Origin of the sequence: Constrictibacter sp. MBR-5, assembly GCF_040549485.1 — a bacterium.
Classification (GTDB): domain Bacteria; phylum Pseudomonadota; class Alphaproteobacteria; order JAJUGE01; family JAJUGE01; genus Constrictibacter.
The window spans coordinates 226,541-249,587 of sequence record NZ_JBEPTK010000004.1 but is presented as its reverse complement, the minus strand read 5'-3'; the positions used below and the strand labels follow the sequence as shown (position 1 = coordinate 249,587).

At 69.7% G+C, this 23,047-nt stretch carries 19 protein-coding genes and 1 pseudogene; 15 read left to right on the top strand and 5 right to left on the bottom strand.

Translation table 11 applies throughout. From position 1 onward, the window contains the following. Positions 1–21: 21 nt before the first annotated feature. On the bottom strand, positions 22–1,659 hold the full coding sequence (locus tag ABIE65_RS11240) for a 3-(methylthio)propionyl-CoA ligase (protein WP_354077765.1): 1,638 nt from the start codon (positions 1,657–1,659) through the stop codon (positions 22–24). Between the two features lie 215 nt (positions 1,660–1,874). Here ABIE65_RS11240 and ABIE65_RS11235 point away from each other — a divergent pair, with 215 nt between their 5' ends. From ABIE65_RS11235 to ABIE65_RS11220, 4 genes are all read left to right on the top strand, one after another. Further along, positions 1,875–3,440 carry an ABC transporter substrate-binding protein gene (locus tag ABIE65_RS11235; RefSeq protein WP_354077764.1) on the top strand — a complete coding sequence of 522 codons (1,566 nt, stop codon included), beginning with the start codon at positions 1,875–1,877 and terminating at the stop codon, positions 3,438–3,440. Between the two features lie 95 nt (positions 3,441–3,535). After that, positions 3,536–4,516, top strand: coding sequence for an ABC transporter permease (locus ABIE65_RS11230; RefSeq protein ID WP_354077763.1), 981 nt, complete (start codon positions 3,536–3,538; stop codon positions 4,514–4,516). A 1-nt stretch (position 4,517) separates the two neighbouring features. Next, positions 4,518–5,486, top strand: coding sequence for an ABC transporter permease (locus ABIE65_RS11225; RefSeq protein ID WP_354077761.1), 969 nt, complete (start codon positions 4,518–4,520; stop codon positions 5,484–5,486). Next, on the top strand, positions 5,486–6,472 hold the full coding sequence (locus ABIE65_RS11220; protein ID WP_354077760.1) for an ABC transporter ATP-binding protein: 987 nt from the start codon (positions 5,486–5,488) through the stop codon (positions 6,470–6,472). Before ABIE65_RS11225 ends, ABIE65_RS11220 begins: the two co-directional genes overlap by 1 nt. Positions 6,473–6,476: 4 nt before the next feature. Here ABIE65_RS11220 and cobD read toward each other — a convergent pair whose 3' ends face one another. Continuing rightward, positions 6,477–7,472 (bottom strand): threonine-phosphate decarboxylase CobD, encoded by a 996-nt coding sequence (gene cobD / locus ABIE65_RS11215; RefSeq protein ID WP_354077759.1) that lies wholly within the window; start codon positions 7,470–7,472, stop codon positions 6,477–6,479. A 160-nt stretch (positions 7,473–7,632) separates the two neighbouring features. Between cobD and ABIE65_RS11210 the strand changes: the two genes are divergently transcribed. After that, complete coding sequence (locus ABIE65_RS11210; protein WP_354077757.1) at positions 7,633–8,058, top strand: CopD family protein; 426 nt, start codon at positions 7,633–7,635, stop codon at positions 8,056–8,058. A gap of 11 nt (positions 8,059–8,069) precedes the next feature. On the opposite strand, the gene ABIE65_RS11205 is transcribed toward ABIE65_RS11210, so the two are convergent. Further along, complete coding sequence (locus ABIE65_RS11205; protein WP_354077756.1) at positions 8,070–8,549, bottom strand: DUF2231 domain-containing protein; 480 nt, start codon at positions 8,547–8,549, stop codon at positions 8,070–8,072. Between the two features lie 56 nt (positions 8,550–8,605). Between ABIE65_RS11205 and ABIE65_RS11200 the strand changes: the two genes are divergently transcribed. The 5 genes and pseudogenes from ABIE65_RS11200 to ABIE65_RS27875 all read left to right on the top strand — a co-directional run. Next, positions 8,606–9,370, top strand: coding sequence for a cytochrome c oxidase subunit II (locus tag ABIE65_RS11200; RefSeq protein WP_354077755.1), 765 nt, complete (start codon positions 8,606–8,608; stop codon positions 9,368–9,370). Then, positions 9,367–11,898 carry a cytochrome c oxidase subunit I gene (gene ctaD / locus ABIE65_RS11195; protein WP_354077754.1) on the top strand — a complete coding sequence of 844 codons (2,532 nt, stop codon included), beginning with the start codon at positions 9,367–9,369 and terminating at the stop codon, positions 11,896–11,898. Before ABIE65_RS11200 ends, ctaD begins: the two co-directional genes overlap by 4 nt. After that, a complete protein-coding gene (locus ABIE65_RS11190) occupies positions 11,895–12,266 on the top strand; it encodes a hypothetical protein (RefSeq protein WP_354077753.1) in 372 nt (123 codons plus the stop codon). Before ctaD ends, ABIE65_RS11190 begins: the two co-directional genes overlap by 4 nt. Positions 12,267–12,399: 133 nt before the next feature. Beyond that, positions 12,400–13,437 (top strand): TRAP transporter substrate-binding protein DctP, encoded by a 1,038-nt coding sequence (gene dctP / locus ABIE65_RS11185; RefSeq protein WP_354077752.1) that lies wholly within the window; start codon positions 12,400–12,402, stop codon positions 13,435–13,437. A gap of 197 nt (positions 13,438–13,634) precedes the next feature. Continuing rightward, positions 13,635–13,805 (top strand): annotated as a pseudogene (locus ABIE65_RS27875) (IS481 family transposase); the annotation flags it as partial. 193 nt (positions 13,806–13,998) lie between these two features. Here ABIE65_RS27875 and ABIE65_RS11175 read toward each other — a convergent pair. Continuing rightward, positions 13,999–14,559: a uracil-DNA glycosylase family protein gene (locus ABIE65_RS11175; protein ID WP_502918526.1), complete on the bottom strand. Its 561-nt coding sequence runs from the start codon at positions 14,557–14,559 to the stop codon at positions 13,999–14,001. 50 nt (positions 14,560–14,609) lie between these two features. Beyond that, positions 14,610–14,930 (bottom strand): DUF1244 domain-containing protein, encoded by a 321-nt coding sequence (locus ABIE65_RS11170; protein WP_354077750.1) that lies wholly within the window; start codon positions 14,928–14,930, stop codon positions 14,610–14,612. 148 nt (positions 14,931–15,078) lie between these two features. Between ABIE65_RS11170 and ABIE65_RS11165 the strand changes: the two genes are divergently transcribed. The 5 genes from ABIE65_RS11165 to ABIE65_RS11145 all read left to right on the top strand — a co-directional run bounded on the left by ABIE65_RS11165 (position 15,079) and on the right by ABIE65_RS11145 (position 23,011). After that, complete coding sequence (locus ABIE65_RS11165) at positions 15,079–15,891, top strand: alpha/beta fold hydrolase (RefSeq protein ID WP_354077749.1); 813 nt, start codon at positions 15,079–15,081, stop codon at positions 15,889–15,891. A gap of 137 nt (positions 15,892–16,028) precedes the next feature. Next, positions 16,029–17,186 carry an efflux RND transporter periplasmic adaptor subunit gene (locus tag ABIE65_RS11160; protein ID WP_354077748.1) on the top strand — a complete coding sequence of 386 codons (1,158 nt, stop codon included), beginning with the start codon at positions 16,029–16,031 and terminating at the stop codon, positions 17,184–17,186. Between the two features lies 1 nt (position 17,187). After that, the gene (locus tag ABIE65_RS11155) at positions 17,188–20,295 is read left to right on the top strand and encodes an efflux RND transporter permease subunit (protein ID WP_354077747.1); all 3,108 of its coding nucleotides are present in this window, start codon (positions 17,188–17,190) and stop codon (positions 20,293–20,295) included. Continuing rightward, positions 20,292–21,698, top strand: coding sequence for an efflux transporter outer membrane subunit (locus tag ABIE65_RS11150; protein ID WP_354077745.1), 1,407 nt, complete (start codon positions 20,292–20,294; stop codon positions 21,696–21,698). The genes ABIE65_RS11155 and ABIE65_RS11150 overlap by 4 nt, the downstream gene beginning before the upstream one ends. Positions 21,699–21,742: 44 nt before the next feature. Beyond that, positions 21,743–23,011 carry a glycerate kinase type-2 family protein gene (locus ABIE65_RS11145; protein ID WP_354077744.1) on the top strand — a complete coding sequence of 423 codons (1,269 nt, stop codon included), beginning with the start codon at positions 21,743–21,745 and terminating at the stop codon, positions 23,009–23,011. The last annotated feature ends 36 nt before the right edge of the window (positions 23,012–23,047 follow it).

Genomic DNA, 23,047 nt, shown 5'->3' with positions numbered 1-23,047 from the left:
TCTGCTGAATGCGTCGGACGGCTACCCGGCCGTGGGCAGCACGTAGTCGTGGAAATCGTCGCGCAGCTTCGTCTTGAGCAGCTTGCCCGTCGCCGTGTGCGGCAGTTCGTCGACGAACACGACGTCGTCGGGCAGCCACCAACTGGCGATCTTACCGTCGTAGAAGCGCAGCATTTCGTCTTTTCTGAGGCTGCTGCCCGGGCGGCGCACGATCAGGAGCAGGGGCCGCTCGTCCCATTTGGGGTGGTGTACGCCGATGACCGCGGCCTCGGCGACCTCGGGATGGCCGACGGCGATGTTCTCCAGGTCGATGGAGCTGATCCACTCGCCGCCCGACTTGATCACGTCCTTGGAGCGGTCGGTGATCCGCATGAAGCCGTTCTGGTCGAGCGTGCAGACGTCGCCGGTGGCGAACCAGCCCGGCTCGCGTTCGTGCGCCGGCGAATGATCCACCTCGAAATAGGCGCTGGAGACCCAGGGACCGCGCACGAGGAGTTCGCCGAACGCCTTGCCGTCGCGCGGCAGTTCCTTGCCCGCGTCGTCGACGATCTTCATCTCGACGCCGTAGAGCGGCCGGCCCTGGCCCTCCGCGAGGTCGTACATCTCCTTCTTCGACAGGCCGGCATGCTTGCCGAGCGGCGTGTTGATCGTGCCCAGCGGCGACATCTCGGTCATGCCCCAGGCGTGGCGGACCGTGGCGCCGTATTCCTCGCCGAACGCCTCCATCATCGAGCGCGGGCAGGCGGAGCCGCCGATGATGACGCTCTTCAGCGTCGACAGGCCCTTTTTCTGCTCGCGCATGAAGGCGAGCAGAAGCAGCCAGATCGTGGGGACGGCGGCGGTGAAGGTGACGCCCTCGCCCTCAAGCAGTTCGTGGATGCTGGCGCCGTCCATCTTCGGGCCGGGCAGCACCTGCTTCGCGCCGGTCATCGTCGTCACATAGGGAATACCCCAGGCGTTGACGTGGAACATCGGCACGATCGGCATGACGACGTCGCGCGCCGAGATGTTCATCGCGTCCGGCATCGACGCGGCGAAGGAGTGGATGACGTTGGCGCGGTGCGAGAACAGCACGCCCTTCGGATTGCCGGTGGTACCCGAGGTGTAGCAGAGGGACGAGGCGTTGTGCTCGTCGAACACGGGCCATTCGTAGATGTCGGAATGGCCGTCGATCAGGTCCTCGTAGCAGATGAGGTTCCCGATCACGTCGCTCTTCGGCATGTGGGCGCGGTCGGTCATCACCACGACGCCCTCGAGCTTCGGCGCGGCGGGGGCGAACTTCTCGGCGATCGGCAGCAGGTTGAGGTCGACGAACAGGAAGCGGTCGGAGGCGTGGTTGACGATGTATTCCAGCTGATCCGGGAAGAGGCGGGGATTGATCGTGTGACAGACGGCGCCCATGCCGGGCACGGCGAAATAGATCTCGTAGTGACGGTAGGTGTTCCATGCGAGCGTGCCGACCCGGTCGCCGGACTTGACGCCGAGCGCGGTGAGCGCGTTGGCCAGCTGCTTCACGCGCCGGTGCGCATCGGTATAGGTGTATCGGTGGATCGGACCTTCGACGGTGCGGCTGACGATCTCGGTATCGCCATGATTCCGCGCCGCATGCTCGATCAGCGACGAGATCAGCAGCGGCACGTCCATGATCAACCCACGCATGTTCACTCCTCCCGTTGCGCCGTTCCGCATGCGCCCGCATGCCGTCGGCCGCCCTGTATTGGCGCGAGAATGGAGCGTTCCACAGAGGGTCGCAAGCGTTCGATGCCTTGGAAACGCTGGCCCCGCGGGGCGCCGGCCGTTACAGTATGGCGACGTGTAGACAGGGGTGGCCGGTCGGGTACGCGACCCGTGCCAGCCGGGTGGAGGAGCGAGACATGAAGCTGACATCGCTGCTTGGCGGGGCCGCCGTCGCATTGGCGCTGGCCGTCAGTCCCGCCTATGCGAAGAACACCCTGCGCTGGGCCAGCCAGGGGGATGCGCTGACGCTGGACCCGCATGCGCAGAACGAGAGCCCGACCATCGCCATGAACCTGAACATCATGGAGCCGCTCGTCCGGAGCGACAGGGAGCTGAAGCCCGAGCCGGCCCTGGCGACCAGCTGGAAGGTGCTCGAGCCGACGGTCTGGGAATTCAAGCTGCGCGAGGGCGTGAAGTTTCACGACGGCGACACGTTCGACGCCGACGACGTGATCTTCAGCATCAAGCGGGCGCAGTCGAAGAATTCCGACTTCAAGGACCAGATCGGCAGCATCAAGGAAGTCAAGAAGATCGACGACCACACGGTCCACCTGATCACGACCGGGCCGAACCCGATCCTGCCGAACCAGCTCCTGACCATCGCGATGATGTCGAAGGAGTGGTCGGAGAAGCACGACGTCGTCGAGGTCCAGGACTACAAGAACAAGCAGGAGACCTACGCGATCCGCAACACGAACGGCACCGGGCCGTTCAAGCTGCAGTTGCGCGAGCCGGACGTCCGCACCATCCTGGTGAAGAACGAGGACTGGTGGGGCGTCAAGAATCACGGCAACGTCGACGAGGTCGTCTACACGCCGATCGCCAACGCGGCGACGCGCGTCGCGGCCCTGCTGTCGGGCGAACTGGAGTTCGTGCTCGACCCGCCGCTCCAGGACCTGGAGCGCGTCAAGCGCACCGCCGGCCTCAAGGTGCTGAAGACGCCGCAGAACCGGTCGATCTTCTTCGGCCTGAACGTCGGCGCGGCCGAGCTCGGCTCGTCGGACGTGAAGGGCAAGAACCCGCTGGCCGATCCGAAGGTGCGCCGGGCGATGTACCAGGCGATCGACATCAAGGCCATCGGCCAGAAGGTCATGCGCGGCGACGCGGAGCCGGCCGGCATCATCGCCGCACCCTTCGTGCGCGGCTGGACCAAGGAACTCGACCAGCGCCTGCCCTACGACGTCGACGGGGCGAAGAAGCTGCTGGCGGAGGCCGGCTATCCGAACGGCTTCACGGTCAAGCTCGACTGCCCGAACGACCGCTACATCAACGACGAGGCTATCTGCCAGGCCGCGGTCGGCATGCTGGCCCGCATCGGCGTGAAGGTGAACCTGGACGCGCAGCCGAAGAGCCTGCACTTCCCGAAGCTCGCCAAGCGCGAGACCGACATGTACATGCTCGGCTGGGGCGTCACGACGCTCGACTCGCATTATGTGTTCAGCTTCCTGGCGCACACGAAGGGCACCTGGAACGCGACGGGCTATTCCAACCCGCGGGTGGACGAGCTGACCGAGGCGATGGAGATCGAGATCGACCCGGAGAAGCGTGACGCGATGATCGCCGAGGTCTGGAAGATCCTGAAGGAAGACAATGTCTACCTGCCCCTGCATCACCAGGTGATCTCGTGGGCGATGCGGGAGAATCTCGACCTGCCGATCATCGCGAACGACCAGCCGCAGTTCCGCTATGCGGTGATGAAGTAGGACGGATGGCGGCGAGCGGGTTCGTGCATCTCCGTGGAGACGGGCGACACGGGCGGGCTTCGGCCCGCCCGTACGGCTGCCGCTAGGCGAAAGCGATGCTGGCATTCGTCATCAGGCGGCTCATCCAGGCGGTCGTCGTCGTCCTGGTCGTGGCGTTCCTCTCGTTCCTGCTGTTCAACTTCGTCGGCGACCCGGTCAACAACATGGTCGGGCAGGACGCTTCGATCGCCGACCGGGAGGAGATGCGCGAGGCGCTCGGGCTCAACGATCCGCTGATCGTCCGCTTCGCCCATTACGTCCTGAATGCGGTCCAGGGCGATTTCGGCATGTCGCTCAGGCTGCAGCGCCGGGTCGGGACGCTGATCGTCGAGCGGATGCCGGCCACCCTCGAACTGGTGGCGGCGTCGGCCGTCCTGGCGCTGAGCATCGGCATAGGCCTGGGCGTCTTCACAGGCATCAAGCGGTCGCACTGGCTGAGCCGCGTGATCCTGACGGTGTCGCTGATCGGCGTGTCGCTGCCGACCTTCGTCATCGGCATCTGCCTGATCTACGTCTTTTCCGTGTTGCTGGGCTGGCTGCCATCCTTCGGGCGGGGCGAGACCGTGAACATCGGCGGCTGGTCGACCGGCTTCCTGACCGCAAGCGGCTGGCAGGCGATCATCATGCCCGCCATTACGCTCAGCCTGTTCCAGATGACGCTGATCCTGCGCCTCGTGCGCACCGAGATGCTGGAGGTCATGCGCACCGACTTCATCAAGTTCGCGCGCGCCCGCGGCCTCTCCAACCGGGCGATCAATTTCGGCCATGCGCTGCGCAACACGCTGGTGCCGGTGATCACCATCGCCGGCCTGAACATCGGCTCGCTGATCGCCTTCTCGATCATCACCGAGACGGTGTTCCAGTGGCCGGGGATGGGCTTCCTGTTCATCCAGGCGGTCCAGTTCGCCGACATTCCCGTCATGGCGGCCTATCTGTCGCTGGTCGCCGTCGTGTTCGTCTCGATCAACATGATCGTCGACCTCGCCTACTACGCGATCGACCCGCGCCTGCGCGCCACCGTCGGGCGGGGGCGCTGAGATGGCGGCTTCCGGCTCCGACCCCGGCGATGGCGGCGCACCCGTGACCGCTGGTCGTCCCGGCCGCCTGGCGCGCCTCTTCGGCAGCGACCTGTTCTACAGCTTCCGGCGCTCGCCGCTGGTGGTGATCGCCGCGCTGATCACGGTGACCTATTTCCTCGGCGCCGGGCTGGCGCAGTGGGTGGCGCCGCACGACCCGTTCAATCCGGCGACACTCAACCTGATGGACGCCTTCACGCCGCCGGCCTGGACGGCGGAAGGGCAGGCGACGTTCGCGCTCGGCACCGACGACCAGGGCAGGGACCTGCTGTCGGCCATCATGTACGGCACGCGCATCTCGCTGGTCGTGGGCTTCGCCGCCATCCTGTTCGCGGTGGTGCTGGGGGTCGGGCTCGGCGTGATCGCCGGCTATGTCGGCGGCTTCTTCGAGACGATGGTGATGCGTGCCGCCGACGTGCAGCTGACGATTCCGGGTATCCTGGTGGCGCTGATGGTCAACGGCGCGGCGCGTGCCGCACTGCCGTCCTATGCGGTGGACGACCTGGCGATCTACGTCCTGATCTTCGCCATCGGCATCTCCGACTGGCCGCAGTTCGCGCGCGTCACGCGCAGCGCCACGATGGTCGAGAAGAACCGCGAATATGTGGCGGCGGCACAGGTGATCGGCGTCCACCCGATGGTCATCATGTTTCGCCACGTCCTGCCGAACGTGATGGGGCCGGTGCTGGTGCTGGCGACGATCGGGCTGGCGCTCGCGATCATCGCCGAGGCGACACTCTCCTTCCTGGGCGTCGGCGTGCCGCCGACAACGCCATCGCTCGGCACGCTGATCCGCGTCGGCAACGACTTTCTCTTCTCCGGCGAGTGGTGGATCACGCTGTTCCCGGCGCTCGCCCTGGTCCTGCTCGTGCTGTCGGTCAACCTGCTGGGCGACTGGCTGCGCGACGCCCTCAACCCGAAGCTCCGCTGATGCCGCTGCTCGACGTCTCCCACCTGCGGATCGAGTTCCCGACGCGGCGCGGCCTGCTGACGGCGGTCGACGACGTCTCCTTTTCGATCGACGAAGGCGAGGTGCTGGGCGTCGTCGGCGAATCGGGCGCGGGCAAGTCGCTGACCGGCATGTCGATCATCGGCCTGCTGGAGCCGCCGGGCCGCATCGCCGGCGGGGAGATCCGCTTCGAGGGCCGGCGGATCGACAACCTGCCCTACGAGGAACTGCGCCGGATCCGCGGCAAGCAGATCGGCGCCATCTTCCAGGACCCGCTGACCAGCCTCAACCCGCTCTACTCGATCGGCGAGCAGCTGATCGAGACGATCCAGACCCACACCGACCTGTCGGCGGCGGCGGCGCGCAAGCGCGCCATCGAGATGCTTGGCGAGGTCGGCATCCCGTCGCCGCAGAGCCGCATCGACAACTATCCGCACCAGTTCTCCGGCGGCATGCGCCAGCGCGTCGTGATCGCGCTGGCACTCTGCGTCAATCCGCGGCTGGTCATCGCCGACGAGCCGACGACGGCGCTCGACGTGTCGATCCAGGCGCAGATCATCGCCCTGCTGAAGCGGCTCTGCCGCGACCACGGCACGGCGGTCATGCTGGTGACCCACGACATGGGCGTGATCGCCGAGACGGCGGATCGGGTGGCGGTGATGTATGCCGGCCGGGTCGCCGAGATCGGGCCGGTGCGCGACGTCATCAAGGCGCCGAAGCACCCCTATACGGTCGGCCTTATGGCCTCGATCCCGACGCTGACGCACGATGTCGAGCGGCTGGCGCAGATCGAGGGGTCGATGCCGCGCCTCAACGCGATCCCGCCGGGCTGCGCCTTCAACCCGCGCTGCCCGCATGCCTTCGACCGGTGCCGGGTCAAGCGGCCGGACCTGATGGCGACGGGCGGTGCCAGCGTCGCCTCCTGCTGGCTCTACGATCGGCAGCCGGCTTCGGCAGAGGCGCCCTGACCCCTCACGCGTAGGCGGCGAGGCAGGCGCGCAGCCGCTGTTCGGCATCGGCATCCGGCGGCAGGCCGAAGCGGAGCCAGTGCGGCCGCTCGTCGAAGCGGCGGACCATGATGCCGTGCTGCATGAGGCGTTCGTGCAGTCCAGCCGCGTCTTCGGTCGCGGCGAGGACGAAGAGCGGCGTACCGCCCACGACGCGCAGGCCCGTTGCCGACAGCAGGCCGGCGAGCCGGTCGGCCGCGGCACGCAGCCGAAGGCGCGTGCCGGTGGCCCAGGGGCGGTCGGCGAGGGCGATCCGGCCCAGTTCCAGCGCCGGGCCGGAGACGGCCCACGGGCCGAGGGCGTCGCGCAAGCCTGCCTGCGTGTCTGCATCCGCCAGGACGAATCCGAGGCGGATGCCGGCGTGGCCGAAGAACTTGCCGAAGGAGCGGAGGACGATCAGCCCTGGCGCGCCGCAGGCGCCGGCCACGCCGAGTTCGGGCCGGGTCTCGCCGAACGCCTCGTCGACCACCAGCCAGCCGCCGCGGGCGGCGAGCGCGGCGCGGGCCCGCAGCAGGTCGGACGGATCCAGACCGGTGCCGTCGGGATTGTTCGGATTGACCGCCACGACGACGTCCGCCGCGGCGACGGCTTCCGCCAGCGACGGCGTCTCCGTTACGGCATGGCCGGCGCGCCGCCAGCAGCGGGCGTGTTCCTGATAGGTGAAGCCGACCACCGCCATGCGGCTGGGCGGCCGCAGCGCCGGCAGCAGCTGCAGGGCGGCCTGGGTGCCGGGCACGGCGAGGGCGCTGCCGGGCGGCGCGCCGTAGAAGGCGTCGGCGGCCTGCTCGGTGTCGGCTGTCCGTCCGGCGTCCGGCAGGCGTGTCCACGCGGCGGCGTCCAGCCGGGGCAGGGGGTAGGGCCATGGATTGATGCCGGTCGACAGGTCCAGCCAGTCGCTCCGGCCGGGGAAGCGGGCGCGGGCGGCGGTGAGGTCGCCGCCGTGCGGGATGGGTCCGTTCATGCGGGCTCGTGGTCGGGGGCCGGCCCGTCCTGCCGGGCGGGCCTCGCTCGGCACGCTAGCACGGGAGGCATGGTCGGATCGGCGAACCGATCGGCAGCGAGCGCGTTCCCAGGAGAGGCGCCGTCCGGCGCCGGTTCCCTTCACGCGGGTACGGCCTGGAATGGCGGCGCTGATACCATGGCTCAAGACCGTTCACATCGCCGCGCTGATCGTCTGGTGCGCATGTCTGTTCGCGCTGCCGGCGCTCTATGCGGGCTTTCCGGACCTGCGCGACCCGCGCGGCATGCTGCGCCACCGGGCGATGGCGCGCTTCACCTTCATCGCCATCGCATCGCCGGCGGCGGTGATCGCGATCATCGCGGGAACGCTGCTCATCCATCCGACGGGCTCCTATGCCGGCTGGCTGGTGCTGAAGCTGGGCGTCGTGGCGATGATGGTGTTCTTCCACGTCGTCTGCGGGCGCATCGTGGTGATGCTGCACGATCATCCGCGCGCGTGGGCGGCAGGGACGCATCGGTCGCTGCTCGCGGTGCCGCTGATCCTCATTCCGACGGTGCTGTTCCTCGTCCTGGCGAAGCCGCTGTGAGCGGCTCGAACCTATGCCTCTTCCTCCTCGAGCACGCCGACCCGGTGCTCGAAGACCAGAACGCCGCCCAGCCACCCCGCCATCCCGACGAGCATGAAGCACATCGCCGACAGCACGATGCCCCATGGCAGGATCGCCTCCTCGGGCGCACCGATCCGCCAGCCCCAGTTGGCGGCGGAGGCGGAGAGCAGCATGACCGCCGAGACGAAGTGGCTCCAGCTTGCCGTCCTGCGTCGGATGCGCTTCACCGACAGGAGTTCCACCGTGCCTGCCACGCCGGCGGCGACGCCCATGACCGTCCCGGCGCCTACCAGCCAGAGGGACAGGCGCGCCCAGAACGGATCGCCGAAATACAGGAAGGCGAGATCGCTCGCGATGACCGTCAGCAGGAACGCGATCGGGAAATTCGCCATCATCGGGTGCAGCGGGTGACGGATCACCGCAACGTTCGTCGGGGCGCCGAGCGCCTCCGCGTCGGCAAATCGCTCCATCGTCCGCTCCCGTTCCGCGCGCGATCGGCCGCCTGCAGCGGCGGGCCGGACCGATCATGACCATTCCTACGACCATTCGGAACAGGGTTCTAGGCGCCGCCGCGCCGGCGACCAGCCCCCGTCGCGCGTTGGCGGCGCTTTCGCCGGTCGCCGCGATGGCCGCCGGCTGCACCTCCGGCCCGATGTCGGCGCTCGATCCGGCGGGTCCCGCGGCGGCGGCGGTGGCGGACGTCTGGTGGGCGATGTTCTGGGGCAGCGCCGTCATCCTGCTGGCCGTCACGGCGCTGGCGCTCTATGCGGCGTGCCGCAGACCGGAAGCGCGGATGAAGGTTTCGCCGCGCCTGCTGGTGATCGGGGGCGGCATCGTCTTTCCCGGGACGGTCCTGGTGGCGCTGCTCGGCTACGGCCTGCACGCCGGCCACGCACAGCTGCCGCTGCCGACGACCGAGCCGGTCTTCAGGGTGGACGTGACGGCGAACCGCTGGACCTGGGACATCGTGTATCGGGATGCGGAAGGGGGGCCCGTGCGGTCCGAGAACCTGCTCTACCTGCCGGTCGACCGCCCGGTCGACGTCTACCTGACGACGACCGACGTCATCCACGCCTTCTGGGTGCCGCGGCTCGCCGGCAAGATCGACGCCATTCCGGGAGTCACCAACGTGCTGCGGCTGCGAGCGTCGCGCCCCGGCACGTTCCGCGGCCAGTGCGCCGAGTTCTGCGGCTGGGGCCACCCGGACATGGTGCTCCTGGTCGAGGCGCACGAGGCGGCGGACCTGATGCAGCGCCTGGCCGCGCTGCCGCCGGCGGAGGTGCGCCGATGAGCGACACGACCGCCCCGGTCGAGACGAGGGAACGGATGGGGCCGACGGCGCGCCACCGCCGGCTCGCCCGCGTCTGGTCGAATCCACCCTGGCCGGCGAGCGCTTCGGCGGTCAGCCACACCATCCTGGGCAAGCGATTCATCGCCACGTCGCTGGTGTTCTTCCTGATCGGCGGCATCCTGGCGATGCTCATCCGCGCGCAGCTCGCCACGTCGGGCAGCGGCTTCCTCGATCGCGACCTCTACAACCAGATCTTCACGATGCACGGCACCGTGATGATGTTCCTGTTCGCCATCCCGCTGATCGAGGGCGTGGCGGTCTACCTGCTGCCGAAGATGCTGGGTGCCCGTGACCTCGCCTTCCCGCGGCTGACCGCCTTCGGCTACTGGTGCTACCTGTTCGGCGGCTCGATCCTGATCGGCGCGCTCGCCCTCGGCCTCGCGCCCGACAGCGGCTGGTTCATGTACACGCCGTTGTCGAGCCGGCCGTTCACGCCGGGCGTCAACGCCGACGTCTGGCTGCTGGGCGTGACCTTCGTCGAGATCTCGGCGATCTGTGCGGCGGTCGAGATCGCCGTCTCCATCCTCAGCCTGCGCACCGCCGGCATGTCGCTCGATCGCATGCCGCTGTTCGCCTGGTACATGCTGGTCACGGTCATGATGATGCTGGTCGGCTTCCCGCCGCTCATCTTCGGCAGCCTGATCCTAGAGCTGGAGCGGGCGTTCGACTGGCCGTTCTTCGACGCGGCGCGCGGCGGCGATCCACTGCTCTGGCAGCATCTGTTCTGGCTGTTCGGCCACCCGGAGGTCTACATCATCTTCCTGCCGGCGGCGGGTGTGGTCTCGACGTTGATCCCGGTCTTCGCCGGCCGGCCGATCGTAGGCTACACGGCCATCGTCGCCAGCGCCGTCACCATCGGCTTCATCAGCTTCGGCCTGTGGGTCCACCACATGTTCACGGTGGGCATTCCGCATCTGGCGCAGGCCCTCTTCTCCGCCGCCAGCATGCTGATCGCGATCCCGACGGCGGTACAGTTCTTCGCCTGGATCGCCACCCTGTGGCTGGGCCGGCCGCGGCTCGAGCTGCCCATGCTCTACCTCTTCGGCTTCCTCACGGTCTTCGTCGCCGGCGGCCTCACCGGGGTGATGCTGGCGCTGGTGCCGTTCAACTGGCAGGTGCACGACACGCAGTTCGTCGTGGCGCACCTGCACTACGTGCTGGTCGGCGGGTTCCTCTTCCCGATGATGGCGGGCTTCTACTACTGGTTCCCGAACGCAACCGGCCGCACCACCTTCGGCGGCCTCGGCAAGATCGCCTTCTGGCTGATCTTCGTCGGCTTCAATCTGACCTTCCTCGTCATGCACCTGACCGGCCTGCTCGGCATGCCGCGCCGCGTTTCCGACTATCCGGCGGGGATGGGCTGGGACGTGCCCAACCTCGTCTCCTCCTTCGGTGGCTTCGTCATGGCGATCGGCTTCGCGACCCTGCTGCTCGACCTGGTGCTGAGCTGGTTCCTGGGGCCGCGGACGGTGCGCAATCCGTGGCGGGCGGGCACGCTGGAATGGGCCACGGCGCGGCCGCCGCCGCTCTACAATTTCGCCAGCCAGCCGCGCGTCGCCGATCGGGAACCGCTCTGGACGGACCCGGCGCTGCCCGGCGCGGTGGCGGCCGGCCGACACCTGCTGCCGGGCGACGACGCCGAACAGCAGGAGTCGCTGGGCGTCGACATGATCTCCGGCGCGCCGCGCCACGTGGTCGTCCTGCCGCGGCCGAGCTGGTTGCCGCTCTATGCCGGCCTCGCCATGTCGGTCTTCTTCCTCTGCTTCCTGACCGGCCTCTACTGGGCGGCGCCCGCGGGCCTGCTGCTGGCGCTCGGCGTCTTCCTGCGCTGGGCATGGGTGAACGGCGAGCGCCGCGACCCGCCGCTGCGCTGCCTGGGCGACGGCGCGGCGCTGCCGTTGCACCATGTGGCGAAGGATGCGCCGGGCTGGCTCGGGCTGATCTTCTCGCTGGTCGCCGACGGGACGTTCCTCGCCTCGCTGCTGTTCGGCTATGTCTATCTGCTGTTCATCGCGCCGGGCCCGCCGGCGGTGCTGGCGGAGCCGGCCCTGCTGCTGCCGGCCGCGGCGGCGGCCGCCCTGCTGCTGCTGGCCGTCCTGCCGCATCTGGCGCTGTCGGCCAACAGGCGGGGCGCCGGGCGGACGCAGGCCGCGCTGCTTGCCGCCGCGGCGCTGGCGGCGCTGGCGGCGACCGGTCTGGCGGCGGCCGCCGCGGCGATGCACCTGCCGCCGCCGACCGTGCACGCCGCCGCGGCGATCGCGGCCGTCGGCATGGGCTATCTGTGCTTCCATAGCGGCCTCGCCCTCGTCCTCGCCGGCTTCGCCGTCGCGCGCGCCCGTGCCGGCTTCGTGTCGCCGCTGCGCAACCTCGACCTGCGCATTCTGGCACTCTGGGCCGACTACACGGCGGTCGCCGGCCTCGTCCTGCTGGGCGCCGTCTTCGGCGTGCCCGCCCTGGAGGCCCGATGAGCGGCGTGGCGGCACTGCTGCGGCTGACCCTGGCGAGTTGGGGGCTGCTGGTCTGGTCCGTCGCCTTCGTCGTGCTCTATGGCGGCCTGTCGCTGGGATGCGCCGCCGGGGCGGGGCAGGTCACCCTGTGGGAGGCCGACCGCCTCGCGATCGTCCTCGCCGCGGTCTGGATCGCGCATCTGCTGCTGGTCGTGCTGCCGGGCGTTGTAGGCCGGCGAAAGTGGGTCGGGAGCGGCGGCGAGGCGCCGGCCGACCACGCCCGCGCCACGGGGTTCCTGTGGCGCCTCATGCGCATGCTCCTGCTCGTGGGGGCGGTGGCGACGCTCTGGATCGGCCTGCCCGTCCTGGTGCTACCGCCCTGCTGGTGAGCGGCGGGGAGCGGGGGACCTTGCTGCCGCCGGGGAGCGCCGCTAGCTTCCGCCCCGTACCGGACGGCGCCGCCAGCGCGGCGGGCGACGCGTGCCGGCATCGGAAACAGCTCGTCAGTAGGGAACGTACGGAATGGTTTTGTTCAACGGTGTTCGCCTGGCCGCCTTCGGGCTGGCCGGCGGCATGGCCTTCGCCGCGTCGACGGCGACGGCGCAGGACGTCCAGTGGGAACTGTCGGTGTGGGGACCGCCCCGCGCCTATACGAAGAGCGTCGAGACGCTCGCCTCGGAGGTCGAGGAGAAGAGCGGCGGCAAGTTCAAGATCCGCGTCCACTATGCCGAGGCGATCTCGCCGGCCAAGGAGAACCTCGACGGCGTCAAGCTCGGCGCGTTCGAGGCGGCGTCCTTCTGCGCCTCCTACCACCCCGGCAAGAACCCGGCGATGACCGGCCTCGACCTGCCGTTCCTGCCGGTCGCGAAGGGCCTGGACAACGTCTACAAGCTCCAGGACACCTATTACCAGCATCCCATCGTCCAGAAGGAGATGCAGCGCTGGAACGCCATCGCGTTCATGCCGACGCCGCTGCCGCAGTACGAGTTCATGGGCACCGGCAAGGCGCCCGAGACGCTCGAAGACTGGAAGAGCATGCGCGTGCGTGCGCTGGGCGGCCTCGGCGAGGCGATGCGCGAACTGGGCGCCGTGCCGACCTCGGTGCCGGCACCGGAGATCTACACCTCGCTCGAACGCGGCATGATCAATGCCGCGGCCGCCGCCTACACCTACATGCACGGCTCGTACCGCCTGTACGAGGTCAGCAAGTGGTACACGGACGGCCTGTCGCCGGGCACGATCAACTGCGGCCTGATCTTCAACCGCGACGCCTGGCAGGCGCTGCCCGAGAACTACCGCCAGATGCTGACCGAGGCGAAGCCGAAGGCCTATGAGGCGATGAAGGCGGCCTATCTGGAGGCCGACGCGAAGAACGAGCCGCTGTTCGAGGAGAAGGGCCTGAAGCGCCTGACCTACACCGCCGAGCAGCGTGCCGAGTTCGAGAAGCTGGCGGCCAAGCCGGTCTGGGAACGCTGGGCGGCCGAGATGAAGAGCAAGAACCTGCCGGGGCAGGAACTGCTGGACTTCATCCTCGCCGAGGCCCGTAAGACCGGGTCGTAAGCGGAACGGCGGGCGGCTCTTCGGGGCCGCCCGTTCTGCTTCCGGACCGCGACAGATCATCCGACGGACGCCGGAGTAGGAAAAGTTGTGGCCGTGCAAACGGCGCCCCGACTATCCCGTATCGATCGATACCCGCGTGGCCGGCCGATGCCATCCAAAGTGTCGATGATGTGGCTGCTGACGATCGCCTTGATCGTAACCACGACCAGCTCCGGCAGCATCTCGCCGACTTTGTCGCCGCCTACAACCTCGCCCGCCGCTTGAAGACCCTACGCGGCCTCACGCCTTACGAAGCGATCTGCAATGCCTGGACAGACGACCCCTCCAGGTTCATCCATGATCCGCACCATCAAATTCCGGGACCAAACATCCAAGGGCCCGCCGACGAAATGCCGCTGCACGAGGATGGGGTGCCGCTCCCCGTTCTCACCATCTATTGCCTGCCGGTCGTCGCGACGCCACGCATCGGTGTTTGGATCCTGCGCACTCCAGTACTGCTCGCCCTGCGCGTATCCTGTGTCCTGTGGAAAGTATGTCTTTCCTGATCCGTCTTCGAATCACTCACAGCAGCGCCGCCACGCGCCGCCGCAGTTCCGGCACCACCTCGGCGTCGAACCAGGGGTGCTTCGTCAGCCACATGTTCACGCGCCAGCTGGGGTGCGGGGCGGCGAGGATGTCGGGGAGGTAGTCGCGCCAGTGTTCGACGGTTTCCGTGAGGGTCCTATGGCGGCGGTCGCCGAGATAGATGGCGTGGGCGTACATGCCGACCAGGATGGTCAGTTGCACATCGGGCATCAGCGGGCGCAGGCGGGGATGCCAGAGGGGCGCGCATTCGCGCCGCGGCGGCAGGTCGCCGCCCTTGGCGTCGCGGCCCGGATAGCACAGGCCCGACGGCAGGAAGGCGATGCGCGAGACGTCGTAGAAGGTGTCGCGGTCGACGCCCATCCAGGAGCGCAGCCGGTCGCCGCTGGGGTCGTCGAACGGCAGGCCGCTGGCGTGCACCTTCGTCCCCGGCGCCTGGCCGACGACCAGGATGCGCGCGGTCGCCGAAATGCGGGCGACCGGCCGCGGACCGAGCGGCAGGTGCGCGGCGCAGACGCGGCAGCCGCGCAGTTCCTCCAGGACCGACGCGAAGGCGTCGTCCGGTGCCGCTTCGGTCCCGGGTCGCGGGCTCAGTGGCCGCCTTGCGCCTTCTGGAACTTCGCCGCCTGCTCGGGCGAGGCCTCGCTCTGGTGCTGCTTCTTCCACTGCTCGTAGGGCATCCCGTAGACGTGTTCGCGCGCCTGCTCGTAGTCGACGGCGACGCCGCGCTCCTCGGCGGCGGCCTTGTACCATTTCGACAGGCAGTTCCGGCAGAAGCCGGCGAGGTTCATCAGGTCGATGTTCTGGACCTCGGGATGGTCGCGCAGATGCTGCACCAGGGTGCGGAAGGCCTGGGCCTCCAGCTCGGTGCGCATGCTCTCTTCGCTCTTGCTGCTGGCGTCTGTGGTCATGCTTTGCCTCCGGCGGCGATACGCCCGATCTCAGGTTGGCCGGATGGCGGGCGTAGTCAATGGCCAGCGCCAGCGGGCGTACCGCCCTTCCGGTCGGCGGCGAAGCGTGGAAAGCTCCGGCGACCAACGAGAAGGACGGGAAGCGGACATGCCTGCCACCACACGGGTCGCCACGCCGGACGGCGTATCGGTCGCAGCCTACGATTTCGGCGGAAGCGGCCGCGCCGTGCTGCTGATCCACGGCTATTCGCAAAGTTACCTGTGCTGGGGCAAGCAATTCGAGGGCGCGCTGCCCGGCCGGTTCCGGCTGGCGGCGATGGACCTGCGCGGCCACGGCGCCTCGGACAAGCCGACGGACGCCGACGCCTATCAGAACGGCGAGCGCTGGGCCGACGACGTGGCGGCGGTGATCGACCGGCTGGGGCTGGAGCGGCCGGTGCTGGTCGGCTGGTCGTTCGGCGGGCGCGTGCTGTGCGACTACGTCCGCCACCGCGGCCAGGACGGCATTTCCGGCCTCGTCTACGTCGGGGCGGCGACGAACATGAACCGTGCCCACGCCGGACCGGGGCGGGCCTCGATCCCGGACATGTTCTCCGACGAACTGGCGACCAACATCGAGGGGACGCGCGGCTTCCTGCGCGCCTGCACGGCCCAGCCCATGCCTACCGACGATTACGAGGTGGCGCTCGCCTACAACATGGTGGTGCCGGCGGCGGTGCGGCGCGTGATGATGGCGCGCAAGGTCGACAATGACGACGTGCTCGCCGCGATCCGCCTGCCGACGCTGGTGATCCACGGCGAAGCCGACACGATCCGCCTGCCCGAGAGCGGCCGGCACATCGCGGCGACGGTGCCGAATGCGCGGAGCGCCTTCTATCCCGGGGTCGGCCACTCGCCGTTCTACGAGGCGCCGGAGCGTTTCGACGCTGACCTCGCGGCCTTCGTCGACGGGCTGAAGTAGCCCTGCGGCCTGCCAAAGGCGGCCGCAAAGGTGGACAGGGCGGGATTTCCGCTTAGGTAGCTTCTCGAGCAACTCACCCGCCCGAGCCGTCCCCTGGGAGAGATTGCCTCGTCCGCAAACGAGGTCGCGCCACCCGCATGTCGACGCTGAAGCAGATCGCGGCGGTCGCCGCCCTTTTCCTGGCGGCCGTCGCGGCTTGGTATGTCGTCCAGGGACGGCTGCCGTTCACGGCCGCGGACACCGTCGGTCCGACGGAGCGGTCCGCCGGTGCCGATGCACCGGCGGTACCGGTGCTCGTCGCGCCGGTCAGGATGGCGGAGAACCGCACCCTGGTCCGCGCGGTCGGGACGGGCGAGGCTGCGCAGACGGTGTCCATCTATCCGCGCACGGCCGGGAACATCGTCGAGGTCGGCTTCGCGCCCGGCGACCGTGTCGAGGGCGGGCAGATGCTGATCCGCCTGGACGACGACGAGGAGAAGCTCGCGGTCCGGCTCGCCGAGGTCCGCATCCGCGACGCGCAGCAGCTGCTGCGGCGCTACGAGCGGGCGGTGCGCGGCGGCGGCGTGTCGGCGAGCGAGGTCGATACCGCCAGGACCACCCTGGAGGAGGCGCGCATCCAGCTCGCCCAGGCCGAGGTGGCACTGGAACGCCGCACGGTGGAGGCGCCGTTCGACGGCGTCGTGGGCTTCTCCGACGTGGAGCGCGGCGACCGGGCGACCGAGACGACGCTGATCACCACCCTGGACGACCCGTCTGCGATCCTGATCGATTTCGACGTTCCGGAGGCCGTCGCGGGCCGGGTCGAGCCGGGCGATGCCGTCACGGCGACGACCTGGTCCTTTCCGGGCGAGCCGTTCACCGGCACGGTGACGGCGGTGGGCAGCCGCATCGATCCCGAAACGCGCAGTCTTCGGACCCGGGCGCGGATCAGCAATCCCGACGACCGGCTGCGCACGGGGATGTCCTTCGAGGTGCAGCTCGACCTGCCGGGGGAGATCCTGCCCAGCATGCCGGAGATCGCCCTGCAGTGGGGCCGCGAAGGCTCCTACGTGTGGACCGTGCGCGACGGAAAGGTGGAGCGCGAGCCGGTCGTGGTCCGTCGGCGGACCGGTGGGCGCGTGCTGGCGGAAGCGGAACTCACCGACGATGACGTGGTCGTCATCGAAGGCACGATGAGGCTGCGCGACGGGCTCGCGGTCGACGCCGCGGCGCTCGACGCAACCGGAGGTGCCGCCCCGCGCCCCGCAGACTCCAGTCCCGACGATTCCCGTCCGGCCGTGCGCGAAGGCAGCTGAGATGGCGGCCGTCGAGTCTCCCGCCGCTTCGCCGGCCCGCGACGACATCGCCAGCATAAGCGTTCGCCGCCCGATCCTCACCATCGTGGCCAACCTGCTGATCGTCATCGCCGGCCTCGCCGCCATTCTCGGCGTCGAGGTTCGGGAACTCCCGGACGTGGATCGGCCCATCGTGATGGTCCGGGCGACGTTCCCCGGCGCCTCGCCGGAGACGATGGACGCCGAGGTCACGCGCATCCTCGAAGGCGCGGCGGCGCGGGTGTCGGGCGTGCGCGCGATCAGCGCGGCGAGCGAAGAGACGTCGGCGCGCGTGCGCGTCGAGTTCTATCCCTCGATCGACCTCATCGACGCGGCCAACGACCTGCGCGAGGCGGTCGCACGCGTCGAGCGGGAACTGCCCGAGGACGTGGAGGACGTCGTCGTCATCAAGGCCGACGACGACGCTTCCCCGGTCGTGCGTCTCGCCATCAGCAGCACCGCCTATACGCGCGACGAACTGACGACAATCGTCGAAGACCAGATCGTCCCCGAACTGGCGGGCGTGCCGGGCGTGGCGGACGTGCCGATGTACGGCGATCAGGAGCGTGTGCTGCGCGTCGTGGTGGATCCCCTGCGGCTGGCCAGCTACGGCCTGGCGTTCGGCGACGTCGCGGCCGCGCTGGAGAACGCCCCGTTCGACGTTCCGGCGGGCAGCCTGGAATCCGGCGACCAGAGCCTCGTCGTCCGGGCCGACGCCTCGGTTTTCGAGACGGTGCAGATCGAAAGACTGATCATCCGGAACGGCACCCGCATCGGCGATGTGGCCGACGTCTCGTTCGGACCGGCCGAGGCGACCTCCTTCACCAGGTTCGACGGATCCTTCGTGTTGGGCGTCGGCGTCCTGCGGCAGGCGCAGTCGAACACCATCACCATCGCGGAAGGCGTGGACCGCGCGATCGAGCGGCTGAACGGGCGGCTCGAGGGCGTGAGCATCGTGAAGACGTCGGACGACGCCGTCTTCATCCGCGGCTCGGTGCGCGAGGTGGTGATCAGCCTGTTCCTGGCCGTGACGATCGTCATAGGCGTCATCTGGCTGTTCATCGGCTCCCTGCGCGCGACCCTGATCCCGGCGGTGGCGATCCCCGTATCGCTGATTGGAACGCTCGCAGCGATCTGGCTGCTCGGTTTCTCCGTCAATCTCCTCACGCTCCTGGCGCTGGTGCTGGCGACGGGCCTCGTGGTGGACGATTCGATCGTCGTCCTGGAGAACATCCAGCGCATGCGGCAGCAGGGGGCGGCGGCGCGGGCGGCGGCGGTGCTGGGCACGCGGCAGGTGTTCTTCGCCGTCATCGCCACCACGGCGACGCTGGCCTCGGTGTTCGTGCCGATATCCTTCATGCCCGGGGACGCGGGGCGGCTGTTCGGCGAGTTCGGCTTCGTCATGGCTATCGCCGTGTCGATCTCGTCCTTCGTGGCACTTACCCTCGGCACCATGCTCGCCTCCCGCCTTCCGGACGGGACGGACGCGGCTGGTGGGCTGCAGCGGCGTGTCGCCGGCAGCTTCGCCCGTTTCTATGCCAACGTACTCGACCGGGCGTTGCGGGCGCCGATCGTGCTGGCGGGGCTCGCCCTGCTGTTCGCGGCCGTCGCCGCAGCGATGTTCGGCTCGCTCGACGAGGAACTGCTGCCGGCCGAGGATCGCGGCGCGATCCAGATCACCCTGTCCGGGCCCGAGGGTGTCGCGCTCTCCTATACCGACCGCCAGGTGGCGCAGGTCGAGGCGCTGCTCCAGCCCTATGTGGAGTCCGGCGAGATCGAGGGCGTCTTCGCCATCGTCGGGCGGTGGGATCTCAACCGCGCCCTTATTCTCGGCACTCTCGCGCCGTGGGATAGGCGGTCGCGCAGCCAGCAGGAGATCGCGGACGAACTGCGCGGGCCGCTGGAGGCGGTCCCCGGTGCGCGCATCAACATCGCCAATCCGAACAGCCTGGGCCTCCGCGACGCCGGTCTGGACCTGGAGTTCGCGATCACGGGCACGAGCTACGAGCGCCTGGCCGACGTGGGGACGGCGCTGGAGGCGGCGCTGCGCGATGTGCCGGAACTGTCCGATCCGCGGTTGGATTTCGCCACGACGCAGCCGGAACTCTCGCTGCGCATCGACCGGGAGCGGGTCGCCGACCTGGGCATCGACATGCAGGCCGTTTCGATGGCCGTCCGGTCCATGGTCGACGGCTACGACGTGACCGACCTGAACGTCGACGATCGGGCCGTGCCGATCATGCTGCACGCCTCGACCGGTACGCTCGACGATCCGGAGGACCTGCGGTCGCTGTTCGTCGCGGGCAACGACGGGCGGCTCGTGCCGCTCTCCGCCATCGCGACGCTGGAGGAGGCGGGCATCTCGCCCGAACTGGACCGCGAGGAACAGCGCCGGGCGATCACCATCGACGCCGGCCTGGGGACGGGCTATTCGCTGCGCGAAGCCATGGAGGCGGTCGAGCGGGTGGCGGCCGACATTCTCCCGCCCGACGTTCAACTGATCTTTCTGAACCAGGCGGCGACGTTGGAGGAGACCTCCTACGGCGTCTACCTGACCTTCGCGATCGCGATCGTGGTCGTCCTGCTCGTCCTGGCGGCGCAGTTCGAGAGTTTCGCCAGTGCTTTGGTCGTCATGGTCACCGTGCCGTTCGGCATCGCGGCGGCCATCGTGGCGCTCTGGCTGACCGGGATGTCGCTGAACATCTACAGCCAGATCGGCCTCGTCATGCTGGTCGGCCTGATGGCGAAGAACGGCATCCTGATCGTCGAGTTCGCCAACCAGCTGCGGGACGAAGGACAGAGCGTGGCGGAGGCGGCGCGCAATGCGGCGACCATCCGGCTGCGCCCGGTGATGATGACGATGATCTCTACCGTCCTGGGCGGCCTGCCGCTCGTGATCGGCAGCGGACCGGGGGCCGAGGCGCGGGCCGCGATCGGATGGGTCGCCTTCGGCGGCCTGGGCCTCGCCACCCTGTTCACCCTGTTCCTGACGCCCGTCGCCTATGTGGCGCTGGCGCGGCTGTCGAAGCCGCGCGGCGATACCGACCGGCGGCTGGCGGAAGAACTCCGGGCGGCGGAGGCCGTACAGTGAACCGCAGGATCGCCGCTCTGCTGTGCGCCGGCGCGCTGCTGTCGGGCTGTGCGCGCTTCGGCCTGGTGTCCGAGGCGCCGGAGCCGCCGCTGCAGGCGGCCTACAGGGCGCCCGTTCCGCCGATCGAGGTGGCGGGGGATCCGGACACCCGCTGGTGGGAAGGCTTCGAGGATCCGGTCCTGACCGAGCTGGTCGAGACCGCGCTCGCCCGGAATCTCGACATAGAGACGGCGCGGCTGCGGGTGCGCGAGGCGCGGGCCGAGGCCCGCGTGGCAGGGTCGCGTCTCTACCCGACGCTGGACGGCAGTGCCTCGGTCGGCGGCGACCTCCGCTCGGACGACGACGGCACGGAGGCCGAGGGCGCCGCCGATGCGCTGCTCGGCTTCAACTGGGACGCCGACCTGTTCGGGGGTCTGCGCGCGCAACGCGCGGCACTGCGGGCGGAGGCGTTCCGGCAGGAGGCGTTGCGCGCGGCCGCGGCGCTGACGGTCGCGGCGGACATGGCGAACCTCTACGTCTCGCTGCGGGGCGCACAGCTGCGCTTCGCGCTGGCGGAAGACTCGCTGGACCTGCAGCAGCGCACGCTGCAACTGGTCGGGGAACGGGTCGATGCGGGGCTCGCCACCGGCCTCGACCGCGTCCGGGCCGAGGCGGCCGTGGCGCAGCTCGCGAGCGAACTGCCGCCGATCCGGGTCGAGATCGAACGGACGAAGAACGCGATCGCGGTCCTCGCTGGCACGCTGCCCGGCACCGTCTCCGCCCGTCTCGAGCCGCCGCGCCCGGTGCCGGTGCTCGAACGCGGACCCGGCGTCGGGGTGCCGGCCGATCTGCTGCGGCGGCGGCCCGACATGCGGGCGGCGGAATATGCCATTGCCGTGACGGCGGCCGAGGTCGGCGTCGCCCAGGCGGCGCTCTACCCGAGGCTGACGATCCCCGGGTCGATCGGCATCGACGTCGGGGGACTGGGGGCCGGCGGGATCGTGACGGCGGTGGTCGGATCGCTGAGCGCCGTGCTGGACGTCCCGCTGTTCGACGCGGGCGCCCGCCGGGCCGACATCGACGCGGCCGAAGCGCGCGCCCGGCAGGCGCTGGTGGCCTACCGCCAGACGCTGCTCGACGCGGTGGAGGCGGTGGAGGCCGCCCTGATCGGTCATGCCGGCGCACGCGACAGGGCCGCCGCCCTGCGCGACGCTGTCGCGGCCAACGACGAGGCGGCGGAACGGGCACGTTCGCTCTATACGCAGGGTCTCGCCGGATTCATCGACGTGCTGGACGCGCAGCGCGAACTGACCGACTCGCGTCTCGCCCTCGCCGAGGCGGAGACGGTGCTGGCGCAGGAGGCGATCGCGCTCTATCGGGCCCTCGGCGGCCCGGTGCTGCCCGAGCCCGGCGCGGACGTGTAAGCCGCAGCATTTCAACCGTCATGGCAATCGGTTAACCTCTGCCGATGGCCGAACCCGCCGACATTCTCCGCCGCCTCTTCGACGCCGCCGTGGCGCGGGCGGATCCGTTGCGCGTGGTGCCGCCCAACCTGCCGGAGCCGCCGCGCGGGCGCACCGTGGTGGTCGGCGCGGGCAAGGCGGCGGCGGCCATGGCCAAGGCGGTCGAGGACAGTTGGCCGGGGCCGATCGAGGGCGTCGTCGTCACCCGCTACGGCCACGGCCTGCCGTGCAGCCGCATCGATGTGGTCGAGGCGGGGCATCCGATGCCGGACGCCGCCGGCCGCGAGGCCGCGGCGCACGTGATGGCGCAGGTCGACGGCCTCGGCGCCGACGACCTGGTGCTGTGCCTGATCTCGGGCGGCGGCTCGGCCCTGCTGGTGCAGCCGGCGGCTGGGATCAGCCTGGAGGACAAGCAGGCGGTCACGCGGGCGTTGCTGCGTTCGGGCGCCGCGATCGACGAGATGAACGCGGTGCGCAAGCACCTGTCGGCGATCAAGGGCGGACGGCTGGCGCAGCGAGCGGCGCCGGCGCGGGTGGTGACCCTGGCGATCTCCGACGTGCCGGGCGACGACCCTTCGGTGATCGCCTCCGGGCCCACCGTGCCGGACCCGACGACGCGCGCCGACGCGCTGGCGGTCCTGCGCCGCTACCACATCGCCGTGCCCGAGGCGGTGCGGCGCCACCTGGACGATCCGGCGGCCGAGACGCCGAAGCCGGGCGACGCGGTCTTCGAGCGGACCGAACTGCGGATGATCGCGACGCCGCAGGAGGCACTGGACGCCGCGGCCGCCGCGGCGCGCGCGATGGGGCTGGCGCCGCTGGTGCTGTCCGACAGCATCGAAGGCGAGGCGCGCGAGGTGGCCCGGGTGCTGGCGGCCATCGCACGGCAGGTCGCCGACCGCGGCCAGCCGGTTCCGGCGCCGTGCGTGGTTCTGTCCGGCGGCGAGACGACGGTGACGGTGCGCGGCAACGGCCGCGGCGGGCGCAACGCCGAGTTCCTGCTGGGACTCGCCATCGCGCTGCAGGGCCATGGCCGCATCCATGCCATCGCCTGCGATACGGACGGCATCGACGGCAGCGAGGACAATGCCGGTGCGCTGATCGGACCGGAAACGCTGGCTCGGGCGCGGGCGCTGGGACTTGATCCGGCCGGGATGCTGGCCGACAACGATGCCTATTCGCTCTTCGAAAAGCTCGGCGCACTCCTTGTCACCGGGCCGACGCGCACGAACGTCAACGACTTCCGCGCCATTTTCGTCGGCTCGCCGGCCTGAAGGGCGTCCGCCGGTTCCGCCGGCACAGACTGAAAC